The sequence below is a fragment of the Shewanella gelidimarina genome, assembly GCF_023283945.1.
GTDB lineage: Bacteria > Pseudomonadota > Gammaproteobacteria > Enterobacterales > Shewanellaceae > Shewanella > Shewanella gelidimarina.
Genome location: NZ_JAKIKW010000021.1, coordinates 1 through 17,778, shown reverse-complemented (window position 1 = coordinate 17,778; position 17,778 = coordinate 1). Strand labels below are relative to the sequence as shown.

At 42.9% G+C, this 17,778-nt stretch carries 13 protein-coding genes, 1 tRNA gene and 1 riboswitch; of the genes, 11 read left to right on the top strand and 3 right to left on the bottom strand.

Annotated features, from left to right (window positions below; genetic code table 11):
* Positions 1-82: 82 nt before the first annotated feature.
* The 4 genes from L2729_RS16420 (at position 83) to L2729_RS16405 (ending at position 6,148) form a co-directional block, all read left to right on the top strand.
* Positions 83-1,252, top strand: a complete 1,170-nt coding sequence (locus L2729_RS16420; protein ID WP_248989226.1) for a tetratricopeptide repeat protein — start codon at positions 83-85, stop codon at positions 1,250-1,252.
* A gap of 410 nt (positions 1,253-1,662) precedes the next feature.
* Positions 1,663-2,712, top strand: a complete 1,050-nt coding sequence (gene aroG, locus L2729_RS16415; RefSeq protein WP_248989225.1) for a 3-deoxy-7-phosphoheptulonate synthase AroG — start codon at positions 1,663-1,665, stop codon at positions 2,710-2,712.
* 309 nt (positions 2,713-3,021) lie between these two features.
* Positions 3,022-3,669: a hypothetical protein gene (locus L2729_RS16410; RefSeq protein WP_248989224.1), complete on the top strand. Its 648-nt coding sequence runs from the start codon at positions 3,022-3,024 to the stop codon at positions 3,667-3,669.
* Positions 3,670-3,978: 309 nt separating this feature from the next.
* A riboswitch (cobalamin riboswitch) is annotated at positions 3,979-4,177 on the top strand.
* A 120-nt stretch (positions 4,178-4,297) separates the two neighbouring features.
* Positions 4,298-6,148 (top strand): TonB-dependent receptor domain-containing protein, encoded by a 1,851-nt coding sequence (locus tag L2729_RS16405; protein WP_248989223.1) that lies wholly within the window; start codon positions 4,298-4,300, stop codon positions 6,146-6,148.
* A gap of 259 nt (positions 6,149-6,407) precedes the next feature.
* On the opposite strand, the gene L2729_RS16400 is transcribed toward L2729_RS16405, so the two are convergent.
* Positions 6,408-6,483, bottom strand: a tRNA-Phe gene (locus tag L2729_RS16400).
* A gap of 234 nt (positions 6,484-6,717) precedes the next feature.
* Here L2729_RS16400 and L2729_RS16395 point away from each other — a divergent pair.
* Genes L2729_RS16395 through L2729_RS16385 form a run of 3 tightly spaced genes read left to right on the top strand, consistent with a single transcriptional unit; the run spans position 6,718 to position 10,656 of the window.
* Positions 6,718-8,895, top strand: coding sequence for an efflux RND transporter permease subunit (locus L2729_RS16395; protein WP_248989222.1), 2,178 nt, complete (start codon positions 6,718-6,720; stop codon positions 8,893-8,895).
* A complete protein-coding gene (locus L2729_RS16390; protein WP_248989221.1) occupies positions 8,885-9,604 on the top strand; it encodes a hypothetical protein in 720 nt (239 codons plus the stop codon). Before L2729_RS16395 ends, L2729_RS16390 begins: the two co-directional genes overlap by 11 nt.
* Positions 9,595-10,656, top strand: coding sequence for a 3-oxoacyl-ACP synthase III family protein (locus L2729_RS16385; protein WP_248989220.1), 1,062 nt, complete (start codon positions 9,595-9,597; stop codon positions 10,654-10,656). Before L2729_RS16390 ends, L2729_RS16385 begins: the two co-directional genes overlap by 10 nt.
* 73 nt (positions 10,657-10,729) lie before the next feature.
* On the opposite strand, the gene L2729_RS16380 is transcribed toward L2729_RS16385, so the two are convergent.
* A complete protein-coding gene (locus L2729_RS16380) occupies positions 10,730-11,494 on the bottom strand; it encodes an outer membrane protein assembly factor BamD (RefSeq protein ID WP_248989290.1) in 765 nt (254 codons plus the stop codon).
* 122 nt (positions 11,495-11,616) lie between these two features.
* On the opposite strand from L2729_RS16380, the gene rluD reads away from it, so the two are divergent.
* The 4 genes from rluD (at position 11,617) to L2729_RS16360 (ending at position 16,714) form a co-directional block, all read left to right on the top strand.
* Positions 11,617-12,588 (top strand): 23S rRNA pseudouridine(1911/1915/1917) synthase RluD, encoded by a 972-nt coding sequence (gene rluD / locus L2729_RS16375; protein ID WP_248989219.1) that lies wholly within the window; start codon positions 11,617-11,619, stop codon positions 12,586-12,588.
* Positions 12,588-13,334 (top strand): peptidoglycan editing factor PgeF, encoded by a 747-nt coding sequence (gene pgeF, locus L2729_RS16370; protein WP_248989218.1) that lies wholly within the window; start codon positions 12,588-12,590, stop codon positions 13,332-13,334. Before rluD ends, pgeF begins: the two co-directional genes overlap by 1 nt.
* Positions 13,335-13,520: 186 nt before the next feature.
* The gene (clpB, locus tag L2729_RS16365; protein WP_248989217.1) at positions 13,521-16,094 is read left to right on the top strand and encodes an ATP-dependent chaperone ClpB; all 2,574 of its coding nucleotides are present in this window, start codon (positions 13,521-13,523) and stop codon (positions 16,092-16,094) included.
* 296 nt (positions 16,095-16,390) lie between these two features.
* On the top strand, positions 16,391-16,714 hold the full coding sequence (locus L2729_RS16360; RefSeq protein WP_248989216.1) for a hypothetical protein: 324 nt from the start codon (positions 16,391-16,393) through the stop codon (positions 16,712-16,714).
* A 61-nt stretch (positions 16,715-16,775) separates the two neighbouring features.
* On the opposite strand, the gene L2729_RS16355 is transcribed toward L2729_RS16360, so the two are convergent.
* Positions 16,776-17,285, bottom strand: a complete 510-nt coding sequence (locus L2729_RS16355) for a DUF4124 domain-containing protein (protein ID WP_248989215.1) — start codon at positions 17,283-17,285, stop codon at positions 16,776-16,778.
* Between the last annotated feature and the right edge of the window lie 493 nt (positions 17,286-17,778).

Genomic DNA, 17,778 nt, shown 5'->3' with positions numbered 1-17,778 from the left:
TTACGCTTTGTAACGTTTTTTGCCGAACTGGCTCTTTTTTCCAACTATGCTTAAAGGTATGATTTTTTGCGTTGAGAGCGTTATGAAATTCATTTCTTTAGCACTATTGTTCTCCCTCCTGATGTTGCTGCAAGGTTGCAGTTCGACCAATGAGCCAAGCCATCAATATGCGCTTGAAAGCTATTATTATGATGAGCATTTTACGCAAGTTAACGATCTTCCTGCTGTAGAAAGCCTATTTGCCTTATCTGTTAGTGATATTACCAGTGTACGCAATGACCTCAATAGGGCGAGATTGTCAAAATCGAGCAATGTCATGCGCCACCAGTGGTTAGCTAATTATATTAATGCCCAAGATGGTGGCTTTCGTTATGCCGATAATCTGACTCGTTCAGCAAGTGATACATTTGGCGACCGAGAGGGCAACTGCTTATCTTTGGTGTTATTAACCGCGGCGATTGCGCAGGAACTGGATATTAGAGTCGAATATCAGGAGATTGATATTCCGCCTGTTTGGGATAAGCAAGGGGGATTCTATCTGGTGAATGGACACATTAATTTGAAACTGCTGCCGCAAGAAAGAGGTAATGTACTGAATGTTTCTGCAGGTGCTATTCAGATAGATTTTTTACCCGAACGTGCCATGCAAGGCTACGATAAACGTCGAGTGAGCCAATCTATGGTCGCCTCAATGTTTTATAATAATGTGGCTGCTGAAGCGCTGGTGCAAGGGGATTATGACAAAGCTTACGGCCTACTTAAATTAAGCTTACAGCAGGATAATCAGTTTTTACCTGCTATCAACACTTTGGCCGTTTTGTACCGATATAAAGGGTTAAATGCGCAAGCTGAAGCATTGTATAAGTTAGCGTTGAACATCAACCCTGATGATATGAATGCGCTGTATAACTACGCGATTATTTTGGCCGAGCAAGACAGGCTTGATGAGTGGGCTGGAGTACACAAAGTCTTGGAACTTGCTCGTATTCGTAACCCGTATTATTACTATGGTATGGCGCAACAAGCGTATTTTGATAAAGAGTATCAAGCGGCATTGAACTGGTATCAACGTGCGATTGAGAAAGCGGATTATCGCCATGAATTCTACTTCGGACTGTCAAGAACCTATTGGGCTACGGGGGACGAGCGTAGAGCTGAAGCTAACATGAAAAAAGCGTTAGCCTTGAGTAATGACAGTAATAATAAGCGCCGCTATCAATCAAAGCTGCACGCTATTCAAGGGCACGACTAAACTGAGCCCGTTGTATGCATGCACATAAACGTATTGCTATAAATTTATCGATGCAAACTGCTATCAGCCGCAACCATACGGGCTTTTTTTGCTTACTTTTGTCAATCATAGCACTTTAAGCGATGTCATCATTCTACAGACCGTGGAGTTGGTCTGCTGCATTTGAATGCATTATTGCGAATAGGAATAAGTTATATAATGTTTACTCAGTGTTAAATGCTGATTGCGCATCTGAAGTTAGTGTGAATTATTTTTGATAAATTAAATTAAAACAATAGTTTAAATTTATTTATTGTTATTTTTACTAACTTGATTGCAATGTGAGTAGATACTGGGATAAATTGAACTCAGTATCGCAATTGAGAGTTATGTTTTCATATATCACACGCTAGACGGAGCGCAGTATTACCATGTATTACAAAAATGATGATGTTCGAATTAATAAGATTAAAGAGTTGTTACCTCCAATTGCTATTTTGGAGCGATTTCCAGCAACAGAGAACGCATCAGCGACCGTATTTAATGCGCGTGAAAGCATCCACAATATTCTGGCTAAAAAAGATGACCGCTTACTTGTGGTTATTGGCCCGTGCTCTATTCATGATCCTATTGCTGCGGTTGAATATGGCAAACGGCTTGTGGAGTTACGTAAGCAATATAAAGATCAATTAGAGATCGTTATGCGAGTCTATTTTGAAAAGCCTCGTACTACCGTCGGCTGGAAAGGTCTCATCAACGATCCAAACATGGATAACAGCTTTAAGTTAAATGATGGCCTGCGCACAGCACGCAAGTTATTGCTCGACTTGAATGATATGGGCTTACCTGCAGCGGGTGAGTTTCTTGACATGATCACGCCACAGTATGTGGCAGATCTGATGTGTTGGGGCGCCATTGGCGCACGTACCACGGAATCACAGGTACATAGAGAGCTAGCTTCTGGTCTTTCAAGCCCTGTTGGATTTAAAAATGGCACCGATGGCACGATTAAAGTTGCTATTGATGCGATTGGTGCAGCCAATGCTCCGCACCATTTTTTATCGGTGACTAAATTCGGTCACTCAGCGATTGTTGAAACTAAGGGTAACCCAGATTGCCATATCATTTTGCGCGGTGGTAAAGAGCCAAATTATAGTGCTGCACATGTGGTTGAAATAAATAAGCAGTTAGATAAAGCCGGTCTACCTAACAATATAATGATCGACTTTAGCCATGCTAATAGCTGTAAGCAGTTTGCATTGCAGATGTCGGTCGCTGACGATGTCGCCGGCCAAGTCAGTGCGGGTGAAACGTCAATATTTGGTGTGATGGTTGAAAGTAACTTGGTTGAAGGTCGTCAAGATCCAGTAGCAGGCCAACCGCTTTGTTATGGTCAGAGCGTCACAGATGCTTGCATTGGTTGGGATGATACCGAAAAAATGCTCAGTGTATTGAATCAGAGTGTTATCAACCGCCGATAACGTGTGGGTTAATTTTTTATCGCAGATATAAGCCTAGTGTTCGCACTAGGTTTTTTTATGGCTGGCTTTTGGCATGGTTAAATCATGCTTATCGCTATTGGGCGATGTTAGCTATGAGGGTGACGTTGCTATTTAGGCTGATAATGGGTTGTAGTGCGCTTAACCAGCAGTGTTCATAACGGCAGAGTTACTGACGGTGATGCTATCGATAGATTATTTTTGTTGAAAAATCATCTTTTATGTACCACTTTACGTTGAGTAACGATAGACTGTTGCGCAATTAATACCCTAAACAAGGATTGTAAAGGTATGAAAGCAAGTCAGCTTCGGTGCTGGGTTTCCTATTCAGTACTTTTCTATTTCAGTTTTTCGCAAAGTCTTTATGCATCCGACGATGTGGATGTGGCGATCGACAAAATAGCCAAACGCCTGCCTATTTTTAGCCAAAAACTGAGTTTTTACCTACCACACGATTGGAAATTAGCTTTTTCTCAGTCAGAAGATGGCATGTTTACAGCTGAATTTTTACCCAAAAATGAACAGCTACGAAACTGGTCATCTATGGTATGTATTCAAGGTTTTAAAGATTTGTCTGCCAATATTGAGCCTAGCGATTTTCTCGATACGATGGCGGAGGCTTATCGAGATAACTGCTATGGTGACGTGTTATATGAACGTGTAGATGACGAATTCATTGATGGTCATCAGACGGCAAGTGCCATTATGGGCTGCACTCGAATGCCCAACACGCATCTTAATGGGTTACAAGCTAACGCTTATAAAGCGCTAGAACACTTAGGTGAAATTGGCCATTACACTGCGGTAAAAGGCGAAAATGACCTGTACCTTATTCATAAGTCGATGAGAGGGGAGGAGTTCACTTCAAAATCTGCACCAGTTGAAAGAGCTAACTATCGTGAGTTTATGTCTGCGATAACGCCTTTCAAGTTAAACTAACGCATTAGGTGCTCAGTAGTACTTTTGTGCTGGGGGTTAGCTTTTCAATTATCAGGTCCCACCTGATGTTTGAGCCATTTGTCGCTTTTCGACTTCAGTATGAATGGCTCTGACTAAAGTATTAGTGAACATTTCTGGTTAAGCCCGCCCCTTTTCGTTATCTGCAGATATCCTCTGTTGAATATTTGTAATCTAAGCTAGAACAAATCGCTTTTTGATAAGTTAGACATTTAACCGTATAGACGCCTATAATGCGCGCACAAAGCGGTAACCTAAGGTTATTGCAGTGTAACAACGATTAACAATAACAAACTAGTCAACTTTATTGGTGCCTTAACTTTCAGCTTAAATGTTGAGTAAGGATAATCGGGAAGTCAGTTAAATTCTGACACTGCCCCCGCAACGGTGAATGGTGAGAGACAGGCGCATTAAAGCTTGTATTCGCATATCGATACTTAAATCGATATAGAACCTAAGTCCGGAGACCGGCCCGTAAAGTGATTTCGATGATTTCGGCGGGCAGATCTCGAAGTGCGGCAGTGTGCAAATGTAGCGATGGAATTTTAGCGCTTAACTATTTGTCATTCCGTGACGCATTGCCCCGTTTTCCTTCAGGAGTCAAGGGTAAATGGGTACACAACCTTCAAAAATCGCGTTGCTTATCAGCAGCGTGCTCAGCTTATCTGCTTTGCCTGTACTGGCCGCAGAATCCAGCCAACAACTTGTCGTTGACGAAACTATCACTGTTACCGGTGCACGTTTTGACAGAACGACTGATCAGCAGCTTACCGTCATCAACACCATTGAACGTGAAGAGATAGAGCGTCTGAATCCCAAATCCATTGCAGACGTTTTAGAAATTCTGCCTGGCGTAAGCGTCACGCGTAATGGTGGGGCGGGTCAAACTACTTCAGTTAGCATTCGTGGTAGTAACTCAAGTCATGTCTTAGTTATTGTTGATGGCGTAAAAGTGGGCTCCGCGACACTTGGCTCGGTTAGCTTCAACAGCATATCGCCAGAAAATATTGAGCGTATAGAGGTCTTAAAAGGTCCTAGAGCCTCTGTTTGGGGCAGTGATGCCATCGGCGGCGTGATTCAAATATTTACTCGCCAACTTAAAAGCGGCGAAGGCTTTGTTGGTGCAGAGTACGGTACTAATGATTATCTTCGTGGCTCTGCTGGTTTTGGAATGGAGCACGGAGAGGGCAGTAGTACACTCGTTGTAAGTCGTGAGCAATCAAATGGCTATGATGTTTATGACGGTGCAGAATCTGAAAATGATGCTGATGGTTACGACCGTACCTCTATATCACTTAAAGGTTCACAGTTACTTAGCCAGCAGTGGCAGGCACTCTGGAGTGGTCAATACGACAGAGGCAACAATCAATTTGATGATATTTATGGCAGTGGTGGTGTGGATGAGTCTGATTATGCTAATTACCTTTGGAATTTAGGTACGCAATATACTGGCGGAAAATACACGAGTAAATTGGCATATAGCCAGTCTCGAGATTATAACGAGAACTTCCGTGGTGATAACGCGGCAGCCGGAATTGCCAAATATGAAACTAAGCGTAAGCAAGTGAATTGGAGCAATCAATACCTCGTTGGAAATGGCTTAAACTTAAGCGGTGGTATTGATTGGTCAAATGAAGCCGTACTTGGCGATTATGCGCAAAATGACCGTGACATCGTTGGTGCTTATCTGTTGGTTGAGAAGCAATGGCAAAAGCTACTTGCTGAAGTCGCAGTTCGTTATGACGACGTAGAAAATGTTGATAGCGAAACGACTTATAACCTAAGTCTGGCTTACCAGTTCAATGAACAATGGCGTTTGTCGGCGACAACCGGTACAGCGTTTAAGGTACCAACTTTTAATGACTTGTACTGGCCAGGCTCAGGTAATCCTGAACTGTTGTCAGAAACATCTGAAAGTTACGATATGACCTTAAACTATCGACGTAATGATGTTCAAGCTTATGTCAGCCTATTCAAGAACGACATCGATAATCTCATTGCTTGGGCTCCTACGGGGATCATTGGCGATAATGGTTGGGAGATTTGGAAACCTGCTAATGTTAACAATGCCGAAATCACCGGCGCTGAATTTTTTACTAAGTTTGGCTTGTTTGGCCTAGAGCATCAGTTAGCGTATACCTATTTAGATACTGAAGATAAAGCGACTGAAAAGGCACTTACTGGCCGTAGCGAGAATGAGTTTAACTATTCGTTGAGTTATCAGTGGCAAGATTTTGATCTGTTGGCTAACTACCATTATCAAGGCAAACGATACGCAGGTTACGACCAATACTTAGACGCATATCATCAGTTAGATCTGGGACTAGGATATAAGGTGACTGACAATTGGCAGCTGCGCTTAAAAGCCAATAATGTGTTTGATGAAGAGATCATTTCAGTGGCAAACTACTTCAGCCCTGGAAGAGAAGTCTTCTTCAGTGTGAGCTACAACGCGCTGTAATAGAGCGTGCAGTAGAAGCTCTGCCAACGCTAAGTAAAATAAAGCCAGTCATTAAGGTGATTGGCTTTTTTGTATCTGCAGCTGGTGGTAAGTCTAGCGGTACCTGCTGAGTCCGGCATACAGAGTTCGAAGCTGTGTTGATAGTGTTTTAAATAGCAGATACAAAAAAACCTCGCTAGGCGAGGTTTCATGTTGAGTGCTTAAGGTCTTAACTTGCCTTAGACTCTGGTTTAAATGTTGCTACACCTAAACTAAATATTGGTGCCCGAACCCGGAATCGAACCAGGGACACGAGGATTTTCAATCCTCTGCTCTACCGACTGAGCTATTCGGGCAACGGCGCTATTAAAAGGCTTTTACTGATTTGAGTCAACTATTTTTTGCTAAATGGTGCTTTCTTTTGTTCGCACGTTGAATTATCCAGCGTTTAGCTGCAGAACTAAGCGATTCATTGCAATGGATCACTTTGGTAGCGTTACCATGGAGTAATGTTAAAGTTGTGTGAATTTATTAGGCCTTTCCACGGTCTTGTCTTTATACAGAGAAAAAGATCGACGAGGAGAAATTGCTTGGGGCTTCACATTCGAACTGTTTGGACTATTCAGCGCCATCCTTTAGGACTGTTTGTCAGTATCATTTTGTTGATCCTGCTTTCTTTGTTAGGTCTGCATAGACTCAACCTCGATGTTAACTTTAGTGATTACTTCTCACCAACAGATCCTCGGTTTGTAGCGTTTAACCAGATGAACGATAGTTTCGAACGCCACGACCAATTATGGCTACTACTTGAAAGTAAGCAACATTGGCGAGAAGCGGAGCTTGCTGAACCTCTTCTCACCTTTATAGAACAGCTGAAAGGCAATCCAAATGTAATAAGTGTTCAGGGCTATAATCAGTTTCTTCAAGGTGATGTTAGCGCGGATAAGATACTTAATTATAAAAAACATCCACGCCTAGCGTCTGTTTTATCGGAAAATGGCCAAGCCATACTATTACAGCTAAAACTAAACGAGGCACAGTCTAAATCCTTTGCGACGCGTAGTGTGTGGTTGATGAGCACGCTCGATGAAATCGATGCTGCAACAAGTGCTTTCTGGCTGCCAATGAATGTAAATAGTTATCTCAATGGCACGCATGCCTTAAATTGGCAATATGCCAAAGTGCTACGTCATGACTTACTTTGGTTTGCACCCTCGTTATTGGGTATTATCTTTTTGATGGCAGCGCTTTTTATCAGGCAAAAAGTGTGGATCACTGCGTTATGTCTTAATAGCGTTGTAACCCTTATTTTAACCTTAGGCATCGCGGCTTGGTTAAAGCTGACATTGGCCGCGATAAGCGCCTTTGTACCGGTGATTATTGTGACACTGGCTTTGGCGTATGCATCTCATCTCTATTTTGCTTGGCGGCGTGCAATCAACTTAGGTAAGTCAAATACCCAAGCGCTTGAGCATAGCGTCAGTGTTAATCAAGCCCCGCTGTTCTATTCGACGCTGACGACCATATTGGGTTTTAGCTTATTAATGTTTAGCCCTTCGCCGCCAATCCAAAGTTTTGGTTTGTTGGTGGCATTTGCCGTTTTATGTAATTACTTATTAAGTTTGACCACATTAATCTACTTTGCTGGATTTTCTAAGCCGATAAAAGAGCAGGGGATGCACTTTGGTTTAGTGCTTTTATTCGCCAAATATAATGTAAAAAGACCCAATGCTGTAATACTTGGGATTGTATTGCTTAGTGTTCTCTCGCTGATAAGCGTATCCAAGTTAACCCTCAATGATGACCCTTTAGGTTACTTCGAATCGAATAACTCCTTCACAGTATCTAGTCAAAAAATGCGACAGTACTTTGCGGGGATTAACTTACAACACTATGTTGTTAGTAGTAAAAAAGGTGCTCAGATTGATAAAGTTGAATTGGCTTTTATATATAAATTCGCCCGTTATCTAAAAGTACAACCTGAGGTTAATAAGGTTCAGCATCTGGGCGATTGGATTAAAAGTACCGGTATGGGGCAGACCCAGTTTAAGCGTTTATTAACTGAAAAATCAGTCGTGCAATTACGCTTACAAAGCGAACTAAATAAGCACAAGAATGCTAGTTTAGTGACCTTGTACCTAGTGCCAATGACGGCGATGGAATTGGTGGCATTTGAAACGAAAGTGAATACTTGGTTAGCAAGCAATGCCCAAAATATTGATGTCAGCCCGTCTCTTGGCAGTAATTTATTGTTTGCCCATCTCAGTATCGACAATGCTAACAATATGCTGATTTCATTCGGTGTGGCGTTACTGGCGTTAGCAGTGCTACTGAGTATGTTGAAACGCTCATTAGCCTTTGGCTTTATGGGGTTATTGCTTAATTTTTTACCACTGTTGTGGGTATTTGCTTTATGGCAGCTCAATGGCGGCTTTATCAGCCTCGGTACCGCGGTTGTATTGGGGATGATGCTGGGCATTATTGTTGATGATACATTGCATTTGATGCTTAGATTGCCCAGCAAAGATTGCAGTCACAGCAATACCACTAGTATGTGGGATGCATTCAGTCAGGTTTTGCCTGTGATTACATTCACCACACTGACCATCTCTTTAGGTTTTTCTATTGGATTAATGTCCGACTTTGCCCCTATCTCGCAATTGAGTTTGCTCTCTTGCTTAGTGGTTCTATTTGCTTGGGGCTTTGATGTATTGATGTTACCTGTGCTTTATCAGCGTTGGATGTTAAGGAGAATAGATGCAGACTAAAGTGCTTACTCGCTGTTTTCCGCTTAAAACCATAACGGCGCCTCAAACAGCATTGCCCGCTAATAGCCAACGTATCATGCATTGGCTCGCTGAGGCTCAACAGCGTCCAGTGCAGTTCACCGACACTCAAACGGAGGCCATGAGCCGTTTATTACCGCTGTTGTTATGTGGCGAACAATCAGCACAACTCGTTTTTAATACTGAGATCCAGCGTTTAGCGACAGAACAACACTCGCTGCGGGCTTGTTTGCAAGCTGTAGAAGCCGATGAGCATCGTCATGACATTGCTCTGCAGCATGTGGCTTTGTCATTAAGCTCACGTCCTGAGTTCACTCAAGTGCAGAGAAAAGCAAAACGCTTTTATGCCCACTTAGGCCGAGTGGATAGCTACAGTGAACATTTTGTCAGAATTGCCATATTAGATACCTGTGTTACTCATATCATGCAAGCGTTTGAGCATTGTGATTTAGGTGATGAACATCGTTTTTCTCAATTGTGTGGCCTCATTAAGAAAGATGAAGCAAAGCACGTCTACGTTAGTCGTAAACACGCGATAGCACTAGGAGCAACGTTGAATCAATTTTCCCATCAGCATGAGTATGTCGTGGGTGACTTGATGACGTTACTGCAGACTCAAGGCGATGCATTTGAGTCAATGGGGGTCTGTTTGGATAGACTTAATCAAAAACTGGAGGCTAAATGGCGGTAAAATTTGCAAAGCATTCGCTTTGTTTAAAAGGGATCGCTCACGCTTTGCCTCATACCAACATTAGTAATGAACTGCTGCTTGAAAAGCTCAAGCATCAATGTGGCTCACTGACCGCGAGAAAAGCCAAAGCAATTGCTCGCAGAATGGGGATACAGGGACGGCATTTAACTCGCAATCTTAATGTGGCAACCAGCACACCGTCACCGACGAGTATAGAGCTGAGTGTACAAGCGTTAAAGGCGGCACTTGCCGCGGCAAACGTTGAAATGGAACAGCTCGACTATCTGCTTTCCCATACATGCACCCCCCATACTCAGGTGCCTCCAAATGCTGCGTGGATAGCAGATAAACAGGCATACCATGGTCCTTATTTAGAATTACGCCAAGCCTGCACCGGTTTTGCCAATGGTCTGCAGATAGCGTCTGCCTTTTGTGCTGTTAATCAGCAGCCGGTAGCAATAGTGGGTTGTGAAACCGGTTCGGTCTTCTTTGATATGGATAATCAATTTATCGATACTGAGCAGTTAGTCAATTATGTGCAAATGGGAGATGGTGCTGCAGCGGTAGTGTTAGCGCCTATTGAGCAAGCAAACGGTGCCTCTGGGATTATTTCTGATATCTATTTAGGTCATATCGGCGTTGGTAAAGATGCTGGCTTTTATCTTGATGGTGGTTCTAATGATGTTGCTAATAAGCAGATGGCGAGGTTTCATCATAATACGGCAGCCGTCAGGAAGCAGGGTAGCCAATTATTTGAACTTGGATTAGCGGCTTTGCAGTCTCATGGACACCATCTTGATGACTTTCGTTTTATTTTACCTCACCAAGCGAACGGTCATATTGATACTCTGTTAGCTGAAGCGCTGAGCATTGAACCTAGTTGTGTTATTAACGATGCTAAATGGCTGGGTAATTTAGGCTCAGCGGCAATATGGGTCAGCCTCTCTAGACTGATCAATTCTGGCGTATTAGAAGCGGGTGACAAAGTGATGATATTAGGCGCAGAGGCAACTAAATACTTATATGGTGGATTTGTTTACCAACATTCGTAAATCTATTAAAAAAAATAAAGGCCTCATTTGAGGCCTTTATTTTTTATAACCCGTGATAAAACACGGTTATTAATTACTGTTTTGCGACTAACTTATTGCTTGGGAAGTTGGCTTGCATGACCATAAGTGCATGCTCTTTAAGCTTATCTTGTCCTAACTCACCGTATGCTTTAGACATGATCTCTAATGCTCTTTCGGTGGACGGTGTACCTGGATAACCTTCCATAACTAGCTGGGCGCGAATAGCTGCTGCACTCCATGCATTCATTTTTATGTAGTATTCAGCTACCTTGATCGAGTAAAGTGCTAGTCTATTTTTTAAGTGTTGCATGCGTTTTTGCGCATCTGCTGCATACTTACTGTTTGGATAAGACTTAACCAGTCTGTCAAAATCCTTAAATGCATCTTGTGCTGCTTTAGGATCACGATCAGATCTATCGATATTTAACATGTCGTGGAACAGGTAGCGATCAGACTGCATATTGACAAGACCGCGCATATAATAAACGTAATCAATGTCTTTATGTGTTGGATTTAATCTAATAAAACGGTCGATGTTAGCAATGCCTGAAGCTGGGTCATCAAGCTTGTAGTAAGCAAATATTAAATCGAGTTGGACTTGTGTTTTATGAGGTCCAAACGGGAAACGGGAATCTAAAGCTTCTAAAGAACGAACTGCTTTGCTGTAATTTCCCAGCTCCATAGAGGTTCTTGCTTGAGAATAAAGCACTTCAGGTGAACTTTTGATCATTGCAGGGTCTTCGCCCTGTTTACTACTACAGGCCGTAGCAGCAAGCGAAATTAGCACTACAGCAACACTTTTGGCAAATTTATGCATACTTGAATTCGATTCTTTTAAAGTTATAGTTATGAATTTTTCCATTTCACGATAAAATAGAAACAATCCGATTGTAACAGATAGTAAACATTTTTGGACCCCGAAACGTGGGTACGGTTCATATGACTCAAGAGATTAAACTAAAAAGCGAGATAACATCAACACAATCAGGCCAAAGATTGGACCAGACTCTGGCTGATTTGTTCCCTGATTACTCGCGAACACGCATTAAAGAGTGGATTCTGTCCGGTGCAGTATACATCGACGGTACAGTTGCTGATAAACCCAGAGTGAAAGTTCTGGAAGGTCAGGACGTCGTCGTAGATGCAACACTGGAAGAGGAAACATCCGCAAAAGCCGAAGCGATCGATCTTGATATTATTTATGAAGATGATCATATTTTGGTTATCAATAAGCAAGCAGGTCTAGTAGTACATCCTGGTGCTGGTAATCAAGACGGTACGCTAATGAATGCATTACTGCATCATTGCCCTGGTATCGAGTTGGTACCGCGAGCAGGTATTGTGCATCGTTTAGATAAAGACACCTCCGGTTTAATGGTTGTGGCTAAAACGGTTGAAGCGCAAACCCATTTGGTTACGGCACTGCAAGCTCGTGAGATCACTCGTGAATACGAAGCGATTGTTCTCGGTGGGATTATTGCGGGCGGTACAGTCGATGAGCCTATCGATCGTCACCCAAGCAAACGTACACATATGGCTGTAGTGCACAATGGCAAGCCGGCGATGACGCATTATCGTGTGGCTGAAAAGTTCAGACTGCATACGCGTTTACGCCTTCGCCTAGAATCTGGTCGTACACACCAAATTCGTGTGCATATGGCTTATATCGGCCATGTATTGGTCGGTGATCCTGTTTATGCAGGTCGACCGCGTCCTCCAAAAGGGGCAGCGCCAGACTTTTTTGAAACCTATATGGCTTTCAGACGACAAGCATTGCATGCGGTTCGACTTGAACTAGCACATCCTTTCACTTGTGAAGTGATGAGCTGGCGAGCGCCGATCCCTGCTGATATGGTGAAGCTGACTAAAGCTCTTCGTCAAGATACGATTGATAATCCACCTGTTATTTAATGACAGATGTTTTCGATGAGAAACAAGCTTGGTTTATTCCTCCGGGGGTAAACTTAGCTTTTTCGACTCGACAAGGTGGCATAAGCTTACCCCCTTTTGATAGTCTCAACCTCGGTGCCCATGTTGGTGATAATATCACTCGCGTCAACGGTAACCGGCAAATAATTTTGCAACGCCTAAACCTTCCTGTAACTCCTGCTTGGCTTGAGCAAACTCACAGTATTAAGCTTGTTAATGCCGATAACAGCGAAGTCCATCATGCAGATGGGAGCTACTGTAATAACAGCAACCAAGTGTGTGTGGTGATGACTGCTGATTGTCTGCCTATTTTACTGTGTGATAAAAACGGAACCGAGGTCGCAGCGGTTCATGCTGGGTGGCGCGGGTTGTGTGACGGTATTATTGAAGCGGCAATCAACAAATTTTCTCACTCTCCACAAGAACTCGTGGCTTACTTAGGACCTGCAATTGGGCCTAAAGCTTTTGAAGTTGGCTCTGAAGTCAAACAACAATTCGAAGCAAAGCACCCAGAGGCTCAGCACTTTTTTGTCCCCGTAAGAGAACATCTTAGCCATAAATACCTAGCTGATCTTCAGGGATTGGCAAAACTCAGATTAGCCAAAGCTGGGGTGAAAACCCTTTTTGCTGATACGCGTTGCACGGTAACGGATAATGAATCATTTTTTTCTTATCGCCGTGACGGTGTTACTGGCAGAATGGCATCATTTATTTGGCTTGATGCTTAAAAAATAACTTGAATTTTCTTGATTAACCCCCATATTTTAGTTATCAGAAGCTTTACTGTCTTGTAGAGCAAACCTATTCTTGTTTGTATCAAAGCGTGAATGGATTAAGTACTCCAATTAAGAGTATCCAACTCGGTGCACCATGCATGTCCCAACTACAAATCTAACTGAGTTATCGGAGGAATGATGCGACTCGACCGTATGACAAATAAATTCCAAATTGCTATCTCGGATGCTCAATCATTGGCATTAGGCCGAGACCACCAATTTATAGAACCAGCCCATTTGATGATGGCATTGCTGAATCAAGACGGCGGTTCCATTCACCCATTATTGACCCAAGCGGGTATTAAGGTGAGTACTCTGCGCTCGTTATTGAGCCAAGAGTTAGAACAACGACCACAAGTTGAAGGCACGGGCGGAGATGTTCAGTTATCTCAAGCGCTAATCCGTGTGCTGAATTTGTGCGATAAATTAGCGCAAAAGCGCAAAGACAAATTTATTTCAAGTGAGCTATTTGTATTAGCCGCGCTCGAAGGCAGTGATGCCCTAGCACAGGCGTTAAAGAAGTCTGGTGCAACAAAAGCGTTAATGGAGTCGACCATAGAACAGATGCGTAATGGCCAAAAGGTTGATGATCCTAACGCTGAAGATCAGCGTCAAGCGTTGAAAAAGTTCACTGTTGATCTCACTGAGCGAGCAGAGCAGGGCAAGTTAGACCCCGTTATTGGTCGTGATGACGAAATTCGTCGTACGATCCAAGTATTGCAACGTCGTAGTAAAAACAATCCTGTATTGATTGGTGATCCCGGGGTCGGTAAGACGGCCATTGTTGAAGGGTTAGCGCAGCGGATTATTAACAATGAAGTACCTGAAGGCATTAAAAATAAGCGGGTACTATCTTTGGATATGGGCGCATTGATTGCTGGCGCTAAATATCGTGGTGAATTTGAAGAACGTCTAAAAGCGGTTCTTAATGAGCTTTCTCAAGAAGAGGGTCAAGTTATCCTCTTTATTGATGAACTGCACACTATGGTCGGTGCTGGTAAAGGCGATGGTGCAATGGATGCGGGGAATATGCTTAAACCAGCATTGGCACGTGGTGATTTGCATTGTGTCGGTGCGACAACATTAGATGAGTACAGAAAATATATTGAAAAGGATGCTGCGTTAGAGCGGCGTTTTCAAAAAGTGCTGGTGGATGAGCCTAACGTTGAAGATACCATTGCTATTTTACGTGGTCTCAAAGAGCGTTACGAGCTGCATCATCATGTTGAAATTACAGACCCTGCAATTGTCGCGGCTGCGACCATGTCTAATCGCTATATTTCAGACCGAAAGCTACCTGACAAAGCGATCGACCTGATTGATGAAGCCGCGTCGAGCATCAGAATCCAAATAGATTCAAAGCCCGAATCTCTCGATCGACTCGAACGTCGTGCAATTCAGTTAAAACTTGAAGAGCAAGCGGTAAGGAAAGAGGAAGATGAAGCGAGTTTACGTCGTTTAGAGGTACTTCGCACTGAGCTTAAAGAGGTTGAGGCAAAAGCGGCTGAGCTAAATGAGATTTGGCACACCGAAAAAGCCGCGCTTGCTGGGACTCAGCATATCAAGGCTGATTTAGAGCAGGCTAGAATGGATTTAGAGGTCGCGAGGCGTGCCGGCGATTTAACGCGCATGTCAGAGTTACAGTATGGCCGTATCCCGGCGCTTGAAAAACAGCTCGACTTGGCAGCCCAAGCTGAAATGCAAGATATGACCTTACTGCGTAATAAAGTGACAGACGTTGAGATCGCTGAAGTGTTATCTAAAGCGACCGGGATCCCAGTGTCAAAGATGCTTGAAGGCGAGCGGGAAAAGTTATTGCAGATGGAAGATGCGTTACATGAACGCGTCATCGGTCAGAACGAAGCAGTTGATTCTGTATCCAATGCGATTCGTCGCAGTAGAGCAGGCCTTTCCGATCCGAGTCGCCCTATCGGTTCTTTTCTATTTTTAGGTCCGACGGGTGTGGGGAAAACAGAGCTTTGTAAGTCACTGGCCAAGTTTCTATTTGATACTGAATCTTCACTAGTACGAATTGATATGTCTGAGTTTATGGAGAAGCACTCTGTATCGCGTTTGGTTGGAGCGCCTCCTGGATATGTAGGTTATGAAGAAGGCGGCTATTTAACTGAAGCGGTAAGACGTAAACCTTATTCAGTTATTTTGCTTGATGAGGTCGAAAAGGCACATCCCGATGTGTTTAATATCTTATTGCAGGTATTAGATGATGGCCGCTTAACTGATGGCCAAGGTCGAACTGTCGATTTTCGTAATACGGTAGTGATCATGACCTCAAATCTCGGTTCTGATGTTATTCAAGCAGGCTTTGGTGCACAAAGCTATGAAGAGATGAAGTCTAATGTGATGGAGGTCGTGACGCAGCACTTTAGACCGGAGTTTTTAAACCGTATTGACGAGTCCGTGGTTTTTCATCCGCTGGATAAAGCTAACATTGCCCATATTGCTGCGATTCAGATAGAGGCGTTACAGCTTAGGTTGGCTGAAAAAGACTACGAGCTTAAGATCAGTGCTGAAGCATTAGCCGTTATTGCGGATGCGGGATACGATCCTATTTATGGTGCAAGGCCACTAAAACGAGCTCTACAGCAAGAGGTTGAAAATCCACTCGCTCAAAAGATCTTAAGTGGACAACTTCAGCCTGGAACGCCGATCCTAGTTTCAGTTGTCGCGGGACAACTCAGCTTTACGCAGTAGCGCTGTCGTTTAGTCGGTAATTCAGTTCGTTTTATAGTGGCATCAACGAAAGTTGATGCCACTTTTTTATGTATCGCCAGCCATTTATATTCTACCGCTAGTGACACCTTTACTCCCCTTGTAGTGTTAAGCCTACCGAATAGAGCGACTTCAGCATCATATTGACTATATGTTTGTATTATCCAATTATTCAACAATACTTAATGTTATTAAAATAATATAAATAGCGGTCAGTAGCAGTGTTCAAGTACCACGGTTATTGGCGGCATTTAATTTGATTACAGGGAAGCAATAATATGAAACGTCAGTTAGCAATTATCGTTTTAGCGTCAATGACAATCGTAGGTTGTGCAGACTCAAGCCATGAGAAAGAGCAAACATCGGCACCTTATATTGGTGAAGGCAATCAAGAATATGAAAGCCTGTATCATTATGGATATTATCGTGGTTGTAAAAATGCTTATGTAATGAAGAAACAACAAGCAGAACTTTATGACTCAGTAGCGAAAGATACAGCTCTTGATGGGCTTGAAAAATTTGATGATGGTTGGAAAGCGGGTCTTAAAGCATGTGAAGATGGTGTGACGCGTTCAATGTATAACCTTACGGCTAGCAAGTAGCTAGTGGACTTGAAACAGACTCAAACGGAGTCTGTTTCTATATTTGCTCATTCAATATTCGTTAGTTCTCGCAAAATAAAGAGACACGTTCCTTTTGTTCGGTAATAGCGGCTTGTCGCTGCTCTTCTGTCATTGCTATCGTTTTGCCTGTATCTGCACTCTTTCTATTAAGTTTTGAATGACTGCTTAATACGTTCAGGCTGTGCTTAGCACTTTCACAAATTGTTTTCGCTTGTGCTTTATCTGATTTCTTTATTGCGAGTGCCGACTTCTCTAACTCAGTAGGGACTTTTACTAATGGGGCCGAGACTGTTGGTGCGACACTGCCTATTTTAGCTGGCTGAATGTCTTCGCTATAGATCTTTTTAGCTTCTTTTTGCTCGGGAGGTTCCTGACTAAAGTGAGTTACGCCTTGTTCATCAACCCATGTATAAATTTCGCTAGCATATGAATGAGTGCTAAATAGGCTCGCGAACAGTAATACACCACAAAGTGTTATCCAAAGCGATTGAGCGAATATACCTTGAGTATGTCCGCCTCTAGTAAGATCGTTTGTTGGATCTAATATCATTTTTTACCTTCCATAGCTTTATCTATGATTAGTGTCGACGATGCAAGCAGCATCACTCATGCTAGCGTGATAACGAGATTAATAGCAACTGAGCAAGTTTTACCTTTATATAGATGAAATTAATGCTTCCTTACTATATTCGCCATTAAAATACCTATCAAGACGAAAAGCAACCACAGTAATAAGGCTGTGTATTAAAGTAAATGCTAATCCCCGACCTGTTTTGCATGATATATGCTCGTTTTGAATGGATTTTGGACGGGCAGTAGGTTTATTTACTTTTTATGCAGAAAGCCTCTTGTGCTCCATCAGTATTTCCCTATAATACGCATCCACTGACACGGCACAGCAGGCCAATCGCTCTTAGCAAACGCTAGGTAGTACGGGACTTGCAGCAGTGTTAGAGAGTTAAAACTCTTCGGAGATTTGATTCAGGTGACAAGCGCTTTAAGGGCTTCGAGTTTGACTTCTGATTAAGAAATCATCACTCGAA

Excerpts from the sequence above, each read along its gene's own strand:
- L2729_RS16420 (WP_248989226.1), top strand. The coding sequence starts at position 83 with ATGAAATTCATTTCTTTAGCACTATTGTTCTCCCTCCTGATGTTGCTG.
- aroG (WP_248989225.1), top strand. The coding sequence starts at position 1,663 with ATGTATTACAAAAATGATGATGTTCGAATTAATAAGATTAAAGAGTTG.
- L2729_RS16410 (WP_248989224.1), top strand. The coding sequence starts at position 3,022 with ATGAAAGCAAGTCAGCTTCGGTGCTGGGTTTCCTATTCAGTACTTTTC.
- L2729_RS16405 (WP_248989223.1), top strand. The coding sequence starts at position 4,298 with ATGGGTACACAACCTTCAAAAATCGCGTTGCTTATCAGCAGCGTGCTC.
- L2729_RS16390 (WP_248989221.1), top strand. The coding sequence starts at position 8,885 with ATGCAGACTAAAGTGCTTACTCGCTGTTTTCCGCTTAAAACCATAACG.
- L2729_RS16385 (WP_248989220.1), top strand. The coding sequence starts at position 9,595 with ATGGCGGTAAAATTTGCAAAGCATTCGCTTTGTTTAAAAGGGATCGCT.
- L2729_RS16380 (WP_248989290.1), bottom strand. The coding sequence starts at position 11,494 with ATGCATAAATTTGCCAAAAGTGTTGCTGTAGTGCTAATTTCGCTTGCT.
- rluD (WP_248989219.1), top strand. The coding sequence starts at position 11,617 with ATGACTCAAGAGATTAAACTAAAAAGCGAGATAACATCAACACAATCA.
- pgeF (WP_248989218.1), top strand. The coding sequence starts at position 12,588 with ATGACAGATGTTTTCGATGAGAAACAAGCTTGGTTTATTCCTCCGGGG.
- clpB (WP_248989217.1), top strand. The coding sequence starts at position 13,521 with ATGCGACTCGACCGTATGACAAATAAATTCCAAATTGCTATCTCGGAT.
- L2729_RS16360 (WP_248989216.1), top strand. The coding sequence starts at position 16,391 with ATGAAACGTCAGTTAGCAATTATCGTTTTAGCGTCAATGACAATCGTA.
- L2729_RS16355 (WP_248989215.1), bottom strand. The coding sequence starts at position 17,285 with ATGATATTAGATCCAACAAACGATCTTACTAGAGGCGGACATACTCAA.